This is a genomic window from Mucilaginibacter lappiensis (assembly GCF_900155965.1).
GTDB lineage: Bacteria > Bacteroidota > Bacteroidia > Sphingobacteriales > Sphingobacteriaceae > Mucilaginibacter > Mucilaginibacter lappiensis.
The window spans coordinates 1-12,521 of the sequence record NZ_FTMG01000022.1; the positions used below are offsets into that span (position 1 = coordinate 1).

General features: G+C 42.1%; 11 protein-coding genes and 1 pseudogene. 8 read left to right on the forward strand and 4 right to left on the reverse strand.

From position 1 onward, the window contains the following. From BW976_RS26735 to BW976_RS26760, 6 genes and pseudogenes are all read left to right on the forward strand, one after another. Positions 1-311: pseudogene (locus tag BW976_RS26735) on the forward strand (hypothetical protein); the annotation flags it as partial. Between the two features lie 345 nt (positions 312-656). Beyond that, entirely contained in the window at positions 657-1,517 is an 861-nt protein-coding gene (locus BW976_RS26740; RefSeq protein ID WP_076378380.1) for an SDR family NAD(P)-dependent oxidoreductase, read from the forward strand. A 53-nt stretch (positions 1,518-1,570) separates the two neighbouring features. Beyond that, positions 1,571-2,413, forward strand: coding sequence for an oxidoreductase (locus BW976_RS26745; protein WP_076378382.1), 843 nt, complete (start codon positions 1,571-1,573; stop codon positions 2,411-2,413). Positions 2,414-2,415: 2 nt separating this feature from the next. After that, positions 2,416-2,658 carry an Atu4866 domain-containing protein gene (locus tag BW976_RS26750; protein WP_076378384.1) on the forward strand — a complete coding sequence of 81 codons (243 nt, stop codon included), beginning with the start codon at positions 2,416-2,418 and terminating at the stop codon, positions 2,656-2,658. A gap of 95 nt (positions 2,659-2,753) precedes the next feature. Continuing rightward, entirely contained in the window at positions 2,754-3,671 is a 918-nt protein-coding gene (locus BW976_RS26755) for a metallophosphoesterase family protein (protein WP_217696300.1), read from the forward strand. Between the two features lie 134 nt (positions 3,672-3,805). Next, complete coding sequence (locus BW976_RS26760; RefSeq protein ID WP_076378388.1) at positions 3,806-5,428, forward strand: NADP-dependent glyceraldehyde-3-phosphate dehydrogenase; 1,623 nt, start codon at positions 3,806-3,808, stop codon at positions 5,426-5,428. Between the two features lie 49 nt (positions 5,429-5,477). Here BW976_RS26760 and BW976_RS26765 read toward each other — a convergent pair whose 3' ends face one another. After that, positions 5,478-6,107, reverse strand: a complete 630-nt coding sequence (locus tag BW976_RS26765) for a DUF2306 domain-containing protein (RefSeq protein ID WP_076378390.1) — start codon at positions 6,105-6,107, stop codon at positions 5,478-5,480. Further along, positions 6,104-8,020 carry a WG repeat-containing protein gene (locus BW976_RS26770; protein ID WP_076378392.1) on the reverse strand — a complete coding sequence of 639 codons (1,917 nt, stop codon included), beginning with the start codon at positions 8,018-8,020 and terminating at the stop codon, positions 6,104-6,106. Before BW976_RS26770 ends, BW976_RS26765 begins: the two co-directional genes overlap by 4 nt. A gap of 188 nt (positions 8,021-8,208) precedes the next feature. On the opposite strand from BW976_RS26770, the gene BW976_RS26775 reads away from it, so the two are divergent. Together BW976_RS26775 and BW976_RS26780 are read left to right on the forward strand one after the other, a co-directional pair. Further along, positions 8,209-8,754: a peroxiredoxin gene (locus tag BW976_RS26775; protein WP_221276100.1), complete on the forward strand. Its 546-nt coding sequence runs from the start codon at positions 8,209-8,211 to the stop codon at positions 8,752-8,754. Positions 8,755-8,890: 136 nt separating this feature from the next. Beyond that, entirely contained in the window at positions 8,891-9,475 is a 585-nt protein-coding gene (locus tag BW976_RS26780; protein WP_076378396.1) for a carboxymuconolactone decarboxylase family protein, read from the forward strand. A gap of 266 nt (positions 9,476-9,741) precedes the next feature. Here BW976_RS26780 and BW976_RS26785 read toward each other — a convergent pair whose 3' ends face one another. Both BW976_RS26785 and BW976_RS26790 read right to left on the reverse strand, forming a co-directional pair. Further along, a complete protein-coding gene (locus BW976_RS26785) occupies positions 9,742-11,289 on the reverse strand; it encodes a DHA2 family efflux MFS transporter permease subunit (protein ID WP_076378398.1) in 1,548 nt (515 codons plus the stop codon). Positions 11,290-11,455: 166 nt separating this feature from the next. After that, a complete protein-coding gene (locus tag BW976_RS26790) occupies positions 11,456-12,517 on the reverse strand; it encodes an HlyD family secretion protein (RefSeq protein WP_076378400.1) in 1,062 nt (353 codons plus the stop codon). Positions 12,518-12,521 lie beyond the last annotated feature (4 nt).

The following is a 12,521-nucleotide window of genomic DNA, read 5'->3' on the forward strand; positions in this document are numbered from 1 at the left end:
CCAAAAAAAGTAAAAGTAAGGGCAGGCCAATAGTTGGACAAATCTTTAAACAAATGGCTCACGGTTTATTGAACAGTAAACACATTGGCTGGGGTGCATTCGCCAGACGATTGAGAGGCCGAAAAGGCCCGGCAATAGCCATTAAAGCTACAGCCAGAAAACTGGCAGCCCAATATTGGCGACTAATCGTTAAAGGAACCGAATTTGTTGAGAAAGGCTTAGCTGCGTATGAGTTAATCGTCAATCAACAGAAAAAGAAACGGTTACAGAAACTTGCCCTGGAACTAAACATGACTTTAGCCCCTGCATGATTCATTCTGTCATGGGTAGCGATAGCGAAGAATCTTCTTCGCCATACTGGTCGCCTAACAGATGCTTCACTCCGTTCAGCATGACAATTTTTTTTACCCTCTTGCTTCGAAGTGCAGGCGGGGTGAGTCGCCTGCGATATATGGTTTCGAATTGCTGTAATCCATTTGTTTTCGTGAACGCAATTCGTTATATTTGTTATAATCACGCTATATATCCTTCCCCACAACAAAAACAAAACACAAGGTCAAAGTCAAAATTGTTTGAATTTTGTAACCATTGGTTTGATTAGCGTAAGGCAGAGGCCTGTTGGGTAACCTACCTTTGTTCTATCAATTAGAACAAAAATGGACAACAACAAAAAAGTATGGTTTATTACTGGTGCTTCCAAAGGATTTGGACTCAGTTTAGTAAAACAATTATTGGATGCTGGTCAGCTTGTTGCCGCCACTTCCAGAAATCAAGAGGAGTTAATAAAAGCAGTTAACGCCCCAAACAATAATAATTTTTTACCACTACAGGTTGATCTGGTGAACGAAGCCAGTGTATCATTGGCCCTGCAGCATGCCTATGAAACTTTTGGCAGGATAGACGTAGTGATCAACAATGCCGGTTATGGCATGGGCGGCGCTATTGAGGAGTTGACTGATAAAGAAAGCCGTCAGGCATTTGATGTAAATGTATTTGCCACCCTTAACGTAATCAGGTTTGTAATGCCTTATTTGCGCAAGCAACACTCGGGTCATATCATTAACATATCATCTATAGCCGGAATTGCCCCGGGAACTGGTTGGGCTATTTATGGCGCTGCCAAATACGCGGTAATCGGTCTGTCGGAAGTATTGGCTGCCGATGTAAAAGCCTTGGGTATTAAAGTTACAGTGGTTGCGCCGGGCGCGTTCAGGACTAGTTTCCTGAATCCTGATTCACTAAGCATGACCGAAAATCCGATAGCTGATTATGTGGATATAAGGGAAACTCATGCCAAATACCTGAAAATGGATGGCGAGCAGGCGGGTGACCCAGAAAAAGCTGCCGCATCTATCATTAAAGTTGCCGCTTTGAAAAATCCACCACTGCATTTGCTGTTAGGTGGCGACGCTTACAACCGGGCTTTAACCAAATTGGATTCGCTGTACAAAGAGATCCACGAATGGGAAGAACTTACCTGTTCAACTGATCTTGAACACGATTTGAAGGTTAATTAAAAGCCTCGTCCCAACTCTATACCTCCCTATTAAAACATTTAGAAAACAAGAAAATGAGCAATAAAAAAGTTTGGTTTGTAACTGGTGCCTCCAAAGGCCTGGGACTTGCCTTGGTAAAAAGATTATTAAACGAAGGCTACCGGGTAGCCGCTACTTCCAGAAACCTGAGCGACCTGAATAAGGCAGTAGGAACTCATAGTGACCAGTTTTTGCCACTGGCCGTAAATATCAAAAATGAAGAAAGCGTACAGGAAGCCATTCAGTTAACCATAAGCACTTTTGGTAAAATTGATGTAGTGGTTAATAATGCCGGTTACGGTTTGGTTGGTGGTCTGGAAGAATTAACCGACCAGGAGGCACGTGATAATTTTGATGTAAACGTGTTCGGTTCCTTAAACGTGATCCGTAAAGCATTGCCTTACCTGCGCGCGCAGCAATCGGGTCATATTTTAAATATATCATCTATCGGTGGCTTTAGAGGCAGTTTTCCGGGTTTCGGTATCTATTGCGCTACCAAGTTCGCGGTGAATGGTCTGTCGGAATCATTAGCCGAAGAAGTAAGACCGTTCGGCATCAAAGTAACCATTGTACAGCCGGGTTATTTCCGTACCAATTTCCTGTCAGAAGGCTCATTGGTAGTGCCGAAACATCAGATAGATGCCTATCAAAATGTACGGAATACGCAGGATTTCCATCAAAACAGCATGGATCAGCAACAGGCCGGAGATCCGGATAAAGCGGCAGCAGCTATGATAGCCATTGTACAGGCCGAAAACCCGCCAGTCAATTTGTTCCTGGGTGAAGATGCCTACAATGGCGCAAACAATAAAATAGCTTCGGTTCAACAGGAATTAGAAACCTGGAAAGAATTAACAACCTCCACAGCAATAGCATAAATATGGAAAAGGATCAACATATAGGCGTTTGGGTAACAAGTGATGGTTACATACGCCATGAGTTATTACCAAACGGCCGCTATGTTGAGGGCCGGGGTAATAGAAAGATGGCCTATACCGGTTTTTACAGCATCAGGGGTAAACATATCGAATATTTGGATGACACAGGCTTTACTGCCGACGGTGATTTTGAAGGTAATGTATTTTACCATGCCGGTATGGTATTGTATAAAGAATCGGCTTAAAGGCCCGGCATAGCCGGGCTTGCCATTAGGCTAAGTAATTGTATTTAATATGGTATCTTCACAAAAGGTATCCTGTTAAAATACAGCTAAGTAGCATGATTAAATGGCGTAGCTTCTGCGTATATATTTTATGGATGGGGGTTGTGGTCCCAGTTCGGGCCCAGGATAAAAAGCCTGTTATAGCTTTTGTCAGTGATACACAGGCGCCCCTGTTGGTGGAACATGTCATCCGCAAATTGCACCACAATACCAAAGCAACAGCACTCATCTTTCAGGACATTATCAATAGCCATCCTTCAAGCCTGTTTATACTAGGCGATGTGGTATCATTAGGTTACCAAAACAGCAAATGGCAAAAGATAGACACTTATCTCGAGGAGTGTAAGCAGCATCACATACTCGTTTACGCCTTGTTGGGGAACCATGAGCTCATGTTCAACGCACGCAAAGGAGCCGCGCAATTTCAGTCGAGGTTCCCCATGCATGATCCTGCCGGTTACGTAGAGGTAGTTGATTCGGTAGCGGTGGTTTTACTGAATTCCAATTTTAGTAAAATGCCCGATTTCCTGATCAAAAAGCAGGATAATTGGTACAACGATACCATGCATCATTTAGATGAGGATAAAGCGGTAAAATGGGTGATTGTTAGTTGTCATCATTCTCCTTATACCAATAGTAAAGTAGTTGCACCATCGATAGCGGTACGTCAAAAATTTGTTCCGGCTTTCGTAAATTCAAAAAAGGGGATACTTTTTCTCTCTGGGCACTCCCATAATTTTGAACGGTTTAACCAACAGGGTAAAGATTTTCTGGTCATTGGCGGTGGAGGAGGCCCTCACCAGCCACTGCTCTCTAAGGCGGTGACTCCTGACATTTCAGTTAGCTATAAACCCATGTTTCATTATCTGGAGGTTGAACGATATCATGATTCTGTAAAGGTTGTTTCGCGGCAGTTAAAAAATGATTTTTCGGGTTTTACTGATGGATTAACTTTTTACGTCCATCGCTTTTGATAAAAAGATAGATTGGTACACCGTTGTTGAGGCTTAAATTATGAAATTGGTAATAATGTGTATCATCAATAAAAAGGCTTGCTAATGAAAGCTGGCTTTTTTTACCTTTATGAAAATCAAACACCAAATAATATATGAGTTTTCAAGATCAGATCAGTTCGATATTTGTGGAGGAAAGCCAGATACCGGCCGAATTCCAAATAACAGAAGTGCATCAGCGCGAATACCTGTGTGATGGCGAGATGAAGCCCTGGAATGGGCCTGTGACCGAAGTGTATTCGCCTGTTTGTTTCCCCGGCCCGGATGGATTTAAACGTAAGCTGATAGGCACTTACCCTATTTGCACCGAAACAGAGGCTAATGACGCGCTCGAAGCGGCTATTACTGCCTACGACAATGGCCGCGGCGAATGGCCTACCATGAGTATTGATGGCCGCATTAAATGTATGGAGCGGTTCATTTATAAGATGATTGAGCAGCGCACGCTGGTAGTAAAGCTCCTGATGTGGGAGATAGGCAAATCATACGGCGACTCGGCAAAAGAGTTCGACCGTACCATCGAATACATCAACGCTACTATTGATGCTTTAAAAGCGCTAGATCGTAAATCATCCCGCTTTGAAATGGCCGAAGGGTTAATCGCCCAGATCCGCCGCTCGCCACTAGGTGTGGTGCTGTGCATGGGGCCCTTCAACTATCCCCTTAACGAAACTTTTACTACGCTGATACCTGCCCTTATTATGGGCAATACCATTTTATTTAAACCACCAAAGCATGGTACGCTGTTGCATTACCCGTTGTTGAGGGCCTTCCAGGAATCGTTCCCCAAAGGTGTAGTGAATACGGTTTATGGTCGTGGCGCCGTAGTTACCCCCGGCTTAATGCAAACCGGCAAAGTGAATGTGCTGGCCTTTATCGGCTCCAGTAAAGTGGCTAACGATTTGAAAAAGCGTCACCCTAAAATAAATCGTTTACGGGCGGTGTTAAGCCTGGATGCTAAGAACGCGGCTATTGTTACCAAAAATGTCGATCTGCAATTGGCCGTGAGCGAATGCGTTTTAGGTGCACTTTCGTTTAACGGGCAGCGTTGTACAGCCATCAAAGTGATATTTGTACATAAAGATATTGCGGACGAGTTTTTAAAATTATTAAGTGAAGCAGTATCCAAACTGAAATTTGGCCTGCCATGGGATAAGGATGTAAAACTAACCCCGATGCCCGAGCCAAACAAGGCCGAATCATTAACAGAAATGGTGGATGACGCTATAGCTCATGGTGCAAAAATTATCAATGAAAACGGTGGCGAAAGCGTGGCCTCATTCTTTTACCCGGCTATAGTTTACCCGGTAAACGAAAAAATGAAGCTGTATCGCGAAGAGCAGTTCGGTCCGGTTATTCCGGTGATCCCATTTGAGTCGATAGAGGAACCGATCGAATACCAGATCGATTCGCCGCATGGTATGCAGGTGAGCATCTTCAGTAACGATGCCCAGGAGATCTCCTCATTGATTGATCCTTTTGTGAACCTGGTAAGCCGGGTGAATATCAACTGCCAGTGCCAGCGCGGACCTGATGTATTTCCGTTTACAGGCCGTAAAGATAGTGCCGAAGGCACCCTTTCGGTATTTGACGCGCTGCGGGCATTCTCAATCCGCTCATTGGTTGCTACCAAACTGAACGAGACCAATAAACAAATTATCAACGAAATTGTGAACGGCAGCGATTCCAATTTCCTGAGCACTAAATTTATATTGTAGAGCCCCCCGGCCCCCTGAAGGGGGAGCGATATGCACTATTGTTCCCCCTTTAGGGGGGTAGGGGGCTTTTCGCATACCAGTTTATCAGCTCAACCAATATCAAATTGGGCACCCAGCTTAAAAAAGCGATGATGAGATAATTGTTCTCAAAATTTACGCCGTTGCCTAAAACGGTAAACAGCCATATATAAAAGCGTAGCGTTACGGCAGCAAAGGCCAGTGCATAACTGCGGCGCATCATTTTAACATGTTCATCAATTTTACCGTTCCTCACCAACAGGAAAGCAGATAAGGTAAAAGCTACCCACAAGGTGTTTTGTATTAAAAAAGAGGCGAACACACCCTTGCCCCGGTTGATGAACAGCGTCATGACATAAGCACCCGGCGCTGCAAAAAACAAGACACCGAAAACATACAGTTTACCCAGTGCCTTATGTAATGGGCGGTTACCATATACCTTTTTGGAAAACTGAAAAAAACCGGCTAGCAAAATAATACTGCTGCCAAAAATATGACAGTAAAAGGCCGGCATGTACCAACCTGTTTTAATGGCAGCCTGCTTAAAGCCCAGGAAAACGGTATTTTGCTTAAAGCTCAAATATTGAACAAAAGTGCCCAGGCTCAGTATCGCGATCCAAAAGAATGCGAAATACCTTAATAAACGTGCCGTAATGCTCATTTGGCAGCTAACGTATTGCCCTTTTGCGCGTTTAGTTTGCTGTTGATAAAACTGATGTTGTATTTATCAATAACGGTCAGGGAATCATCAACGTTAGCCAGGTTGCCTTTATCGTACCTGTCAAAACGGCCCCTAAATATCTCGTTCCAGCGCTCGTTTTTAAACTTATACTGGTACGATGCATAGATCTCATTTTTCATCAGCTGCAGGATGGCCGGGGTTATATGATCAATTGTTTCAGTAGTTGTTTCTTTGTTTTGATAAGTGCTGATCTCATAACATCCTTGCAGATAAGAGTCATCTAGTTTGATATATTGGGTTGGGAATACCCTGGCACTTTTTAGGGCGACGAGCTTCCCATCCTTAACTTGCAGATAATGGTAGTAAGGCCCCTCGTCTACATATTGATTGTCATTTAATAATGGTTGCTCCAACTGAGATGTAGTTTTAAATTCAAACAGCGAATCATTAATGGCTCTTAAATAATTCTCATTACATGAACCGGATAGTTCCCCTCCGCCTTCACCATCACCAAAATAACTGTCAGCATTAAAGCCCAGTATGCGGTTTTGCTTTTTATCAACCAGCAATACATTTTTGGTGGTGTATAAACCCGACCTGCCACCCAGGTAGTTATCCACAACAGAATAATAAACTCCCTGGAACCAACTACTGTTAGTTTCGTTTTTGTCGCCGGAAAATTTAACGGCTAATGAACTGCTTCCATCTCCATCGCCTATTTCGTCTGCGCTCAGGTGTCTTAGGGGGTTTTGTAAGCGGATGAATTTGGGAAGCAGCTGCCAGTCGGTCAGATATGATGGAGGTATAATAAGAGAGTTATACCAGTCACGGGAATTATACTCCATAATGTTTTTGGAACTTTTATCAGTTAAGACGTAAGAGTCGCCGTAAGTTTTAATTTTTGGTAAAACATCCGCTATTTTAAAATCACTGATCTTGTCTGATATGGTTGAATCTGCTTTTAAGTAAAAGTAATCGTCGCCGTTTTTAAGCAGCGCCAGGTTCTCATCATTCTTGAGGGGGAATACCTGGCTATAATCGGCGGGTACTACCAGTTTCCCGTTAGTGTTATAAAAGCCTCTTTTATGATTTTTTTCAACTTCTATCAGTCCCTCAATGGTGCCGCCTACATTATGTATCATGTCATATTCAACCGGGATGATCTCTTTAAGGTCAGGATTTACCAGGCCCATTTTGTATTCTGTTACTACATGCTCCTTTTTCTCCTCATCTGTTGAATAAAAGAATTTGTCGGCTTTGCCTTTGATCACATAATAAAATGTTTTGTTATTGATGTGGTCAAACCAAAGCACACTGTCGTAACGGGTTTTTAATTGTTCTGCTGTTTTAAAAGCCGCCAGGGTAATGGGGGCGTAAATATCTTTTTCGGGGATGGTTTTATTGATCACCCTGTTTTGGAATGCAGCGTAACCCTTTACAAAATCAGTCGCATTTACCTGGCTTATTTTGTACTGGTGATTACCAGTTTTATGAATAGTGAATAGCAATACCGCTTTCCCGGCAGGCAGAGCCTGGTGATTAAAGGTTGCGGTAACATTGGCGGTAGCCAGTTCGGGGTTTATAAAGGTGACAATAGCGTCTTCGGTATTTAAGCTTACTTTAAAGAGGGGTTTTTCTTTACCGCCGGTGTTGGTTTTATTAGTGAGTACTTTTAATAGCGTTTTTACCAGCCGGCCACTTTTTTGATCTGCTTCAAAATAAAGGCTCGCCGAATCAATATTGCCTGCCTGTACCTGCGCGTTAAAGGCATTTAAAAACTGGGTTATCTCACCCTTTTCTGGTTTGCTTAAGTACTTACTGCGAATAAATAAAAAGCCGCCCACCAAAATCACCACGGCAGCTGCTACTATAATTATAGGTTTAGTTTTCATACAACCAAGGTAAAATATTTTTTTCAATAGAAAAATTCATTAAAAACAGGTGAGGGTCAGGTGGATAGAAAAGGCTTATGTGCGATAGATTATGTATAGATAAAATTGATACGGTATAGATTTTTAGAATTAATAGCCTTCCTTAAAAAATGTATATTTGTTGCATAAATAATAATAAAATACCGAATATGTTAACGATAGGACAAAAATTCCCTCAATTTTCTAAAACCGCTGTAGTAAGTCTTGAAAAAGGTAAAGAGTTTGAAACACTAACTTCTGAGTACCTGGTGAATGACGATAACGTTTGGACTGTAATGTTCTGGTGGCCAAAAGATTTTACTTTTGTGTGCCCAACAGAAATTGCTGAATTCAACAAAAACTTTGGCGAATTCCGCGATCGTGAAACCCGTTTAATTGGCGCTTCTACAGATTCTGAATTTGTGCACGCTGCCTGGAGACGCGATCATGATGATCTGCGCGATTTGAAATTCCCGATGCTTGCCGATACTTCAAAATCATTAGCAGAAGACCTGGGTATATTAGAGCCAACCGAAAAAATTGCCTACCGTGCTACTTTCATTGTTGACCCTACCGGTATCATCCGTTGGGTATCAGTTAACGATTTAAGCGTTGGCCGTAACGTTAAAGAAGTTTTACGTGTACTGGATGGTTTACAAACAGACGAGCTTTGCCCTTGCAACTGGGAAAAAGGACAAGAAACCCTTACTGTTTAATAATCCTACTATATTATATGTCCCCGTGCAGAAAACTTGTGCGGGGATTTTTTTTAGGCTGAATATCAGCTGAAAACCAAAAGCTTTAAAAATAACCCGCTTTAAGCCTTCGGCTTTTAGCTTTAAGCACAAAAACATGAACGAAAGTACCGAAGTGATCCAGGAACTACTGGAAAGTATTGGAATAGAAAAAAACTACAGAACAGAAGCACTTACCTTGCTTGAAAAAGGCGAATCACGTTACCTGCGCGATCTGAAGCTGAATTTTACAAGCACCCTAACATCTGCCCACCTTACCGCTAAAGAGTGTGCCTTGCTGGGTTTAAGCACCGCTGTTAATAATAATAACACACCACTAACCGTATTTTTTACCAAATATGCCCAGGAGCAGGGTGCTGATGCCGCTGAAATAGCCGAAGCCGTTGGTTGCGCCTCTTTACTGGCCTCGAACAACGTTTTCTACAGATTCAGGCATTTTACACAGAAAGAAAAATATACCCAGATCCCGGCCCGTATCCGCATGCAGCTAATGATGAAGCCGGTAACCGGTAAGGAATTTTTTGAATTAATGAGCCTGGCTATATCAGCCGTTAATGGTTGCGAGATGTGTGTGAACGCTCATGAAGATTCATTGATAAAATTATCCACTACCGAAGAGCGTATTTTTGACGCGGTACGTATCGCATCGCTAATAACATCAGCCGGGAAGCTGATTTTTTAAATTATTGAATAGCATTTTCATAAAAAAAAGACATGAGATTTATAAATTTCATGTCTTTTTCATAAATTATGCTTAAATGCTTAATTTAATTTGCGTTTCTTAATTAAAAACTTCTAAATTTATACCTAAGATTAAACGCCCCCTGGATCTACGAAATCTTTTCATAAAGCAAAGTATTTACGGGAGGCAGTACTTAAATTTTAATTGTTAATTTTTTTTGGGGAAAGCCGTTCCTGGTAATAGAGGAACGGCTTTTATCGTTTTTATTAGTGTGCGTCTACCGGCATTTTAACAGCCTTTTTAAATGGCTGTAAATATAGTAACGGTATCGAGAACAACATCACCAAACCAGATATCCAGTAGGCATCATCATAGGTTAACAGTAATACCTGCCTCGTAACAGCACCTTCAATAGCTGCGTAAGCCATTTGGGTAGCATCTATTAATGAGTGACCTTTTGCCATAAAGCCATGCAGATATGCATTAAAACGATCAACAAAGGCTGGATTGGTTGATGTAATATTTGTTAAAAGATTATTACGGTGTACCCCCTGGCGAACGTGAATAATGGTTGTAAGGGTGGCAATACCAAATGAACCGCCTAATTGGCGCATCATGTTGTTTAAGCCGGTTCCCTGCCCAACTTCGGGCCCCTTTAAATCGGCAATAGCCAGCGTGGTTAATGGTACGAATAATAAAGCCATACCTACACCGCGTATTACCAACGGTATAAAAAAGTTGCCGGTACCTACCGCCAGCGTTGAATTGCTGAGCATGGTGGTAAACACAAAGAACAGGAACATGCCAGCCGTAGCCATAAACTGTGCAGGGATACCCTTATTGAGCATTTTACCTATAAATGGCATCATGATAATGGTACATAACCCACCCGGAAACAGGATCTCGCCCGTTTGCTGCGCCGTAAAGCCCAGGAGATTCTGGCAAAATACCGGGAATACGAACACCGACCCGTATAACCCGAAACCGAGTATAAAGGAGGTGAACATACCCACAGCAAAACTTCGATGCCTTAATATGGCAAAGTTCACTATTGGGTAGTCGATACTCATTTCGCGCCATATAAACAAGATCAGGCCTAATGCAGCCGAGATGGTAAGCACTGTTATATAAGTTGTAGCAAACCAATCTTCAGTTTCACCCTTTTCCAGGATGGTTTGTAAGCTACCAACTGATATGGCCAGGAAGAGAATGCCCCACCAATCTACAGGTTTTCCTTTCTGGTCCTTAGGTGTTTCTCGCACAAAGGTGTAAGCAAAAAATGCAGCCAGTGCGCCTACAGGAATATTTACATAAAATATCCAGCGCCATGATGAGTGGTCGGTAATATAACCACCAATGGTAGGTCCTACAGTAGGTCCAACCACCGCGCCTAAACCAAACAACGCGGTAGCTGTACCTATTTGCTCACGAGGCCAGGTTTCGATCAATATAGCCTGTGAGGTTGATATTAAACCGCCCCCGGCTATACCTTGTATGATCCTGAACATGACCAGCTCATTTAAATTGGTAGCATTACCACATAAAAACGAGGCTATGGTAAATACCACTATGGAGGTTATAAAGTAATTTTTGCGCCCGAAACGACTTCCCAGCCAACCTGACATAGGGAGCACAATTACGTTTGCTACAGCATAACCGGTAACTACCCAGGCAACATCCTCCAGTGTAGCACCAAGGTTACCCTGTATATCGGGCAGCGATACGTTCACGATCGTGGTATCAATAAGCTCCAGTAATGAAGCTATGATAACCGTGATAGTGATGATCCATTTTTTAAAGCCTGTTTCAGCCATATTGTATTAAATTCTAAATCCTAATATTAAACTCTAAGTATTAAATTCTAAATCCTAAAACTTGTCTGAATCAGAATTAACTCCATTGAGGGCTAAGCTGTTTTCAGAATTAAAGAATTAACGGAATAATAAATCCGAAATCGAACATCCGAATTCCGAAATAGAGTTATCCTTTAATTACAGATACTTTTACGCTCATTCCCGGGCGTAATCTTTCAAGGGTTGCTTTATCTCCTTTTAATTTTATTTTAACAGGTACCCGTTGTACAACTTTTACAAAGTTACCGGTTGCGTTATCTGGTGGCAGTAAAGAGAACTTGGCACCTGTAGCAGGTGAAAAATTGTAAACTTCGCCTTCCAGTTTCAGATCAGGGTAAGCGTCAACTTCGATGTCAACTTTCTGACCGCTTTTCATATCGTTTAACTGTGTTTCTTTAAAGTTAGCAGTAATGTATAAGCTGTTATCGTTAATGATTGAGAACAGTGTTTGTCCGGCCTGTACTAACTGACCCAATTGGATACTTTTTTTAGATACCAAACCACCTGCAGGCGCTTTAATAGTAGTATACGTTAATTGCAATTTTGCAAAATCAATATCAACTTGTTTCTGAGTTACACCTGTATTGGTAACCTTTAATTGGCTGCGTGTAGTGCCAATTTGCTCTTCGGCTGCTTTGAATTGATCTTGTGAAGCACGTAAGTTAGCTTTAGCTACATCCAGATCAGATTTAGCCTGATCAAATTGTTGTTGGGTTACAGAACCATCTTTTACCAGGTTGGCATAACGGTTGTAATCCTTTTGAACTTTATCTAAACGGGCAACATTTGATGCAACCTGAGCCCTTGCGCTTGATGAGTTGGCTTCGTTAGCGTAGATCTGTGATTGATTTACATTAATACCGGCGCTTGCACCTACTTGTGCAGCCTGTGCCTGCTCCACTTTAACTTTATAGTCGCGATCATCTATCTTAACCAGTACCTGATTGGCGTTTACGTGGGTATTTTCTTCAAAATAGATAGAGTCAACATAACCACCAACGCGGGCAACAACCGGGCTGATATCGCCATCGATCTGCGCGTCATCGGTATCAATGTGTTTACCGAAATATATATATTCTTTGATACCGAAAATGATACCGCCAATAAGTAATACACCTAATATGATAGGGATAACTTTATTCGGTTTCTTTTTTGGTGTTTGTTCCTGTGTTTCGTGTTCCTTTGCCATTGTA

Excerpts from the sequence above, each read along its gene's own strand:
- BW976_RS26775 (WP_221276100.1), top strand. The coding sequence starts at position 8,209 with ATGTTAACGATAGGACAAAAATTCCCTCAATTTTCTAAAACCGCTGTA.
- BW976_RS26740 (WP_076378380.1), top strand. The coding sequence starts at position 657 with ATGGACAACAACAAAAAAGTATGGTTTATTACTGGTGCTTCCAAAGGA.
- BW976_RS26755 (WP_217696300.1), top strand. The coding sequence starts at position 2,754 with ATGATTAAATGGCGTAGCTTCTGCGTATATATTTTATGGATGGGGGTT.
- BW976_RS26760 (WP_076378388.1), top strand. The coding sequence starts at position 3,806 with ATGAGTTTTCAAGATCAGATCAGTTCGATATTTGTGGAGGAAAGCCAG.
- BW976_RS26770 (WP_076378392.1), bottom strand. The coding sequence starts at position 8,020 with ATGAAAACTAAACCTATAATTATAGTAGCAGCTGCCGTGGTGATTTTG.
- BW976_RS26785 (WP_076378398.1), bottom strand. The coding sequence starts at position 11,289 with ATGGCTGAAACAGGCTTTAAAAAATGGATCATCACTATCACGGTTATC.
- BW976_RS26745 (WP_076378382.1), top strand. The coding sequence starts at position 1,571 with ATGAGCAATAAAAAAGTTTGGTTTGTAACTGGTGCCTCCAAAGGCCTG.
- BW976_RS26765 (WP_076378390.1), bottom strand. The coding sequence starts at position 6,107 with ATGAGCATTACGGCACGTTTATTAAGGTATTTCGCATTCTTTTGGATC.
- BW976_RS26790 (WP_076378400.1), bottom strand. The coding sequence starts at position 12,517 with ATGGCAAAGGAACACGAAACACAGGAACAAACACCAAAAAAGAAACCG.
- BW976_RS26750 (WP_076378384.1), top strand. The coding sequence starts at position 2,416 with ATGGAAAAGGATCAACATATAGGCGTTTGGGTAACAAGTGATGGTTAC.
- BW976_RS26780 (WP_076378396.1), top strand. The coding sequence starts at position 8,891 with ATGAACGAAAGTACCGAAGTGATCCAGGAACTACTGGAAAGTATTGGA.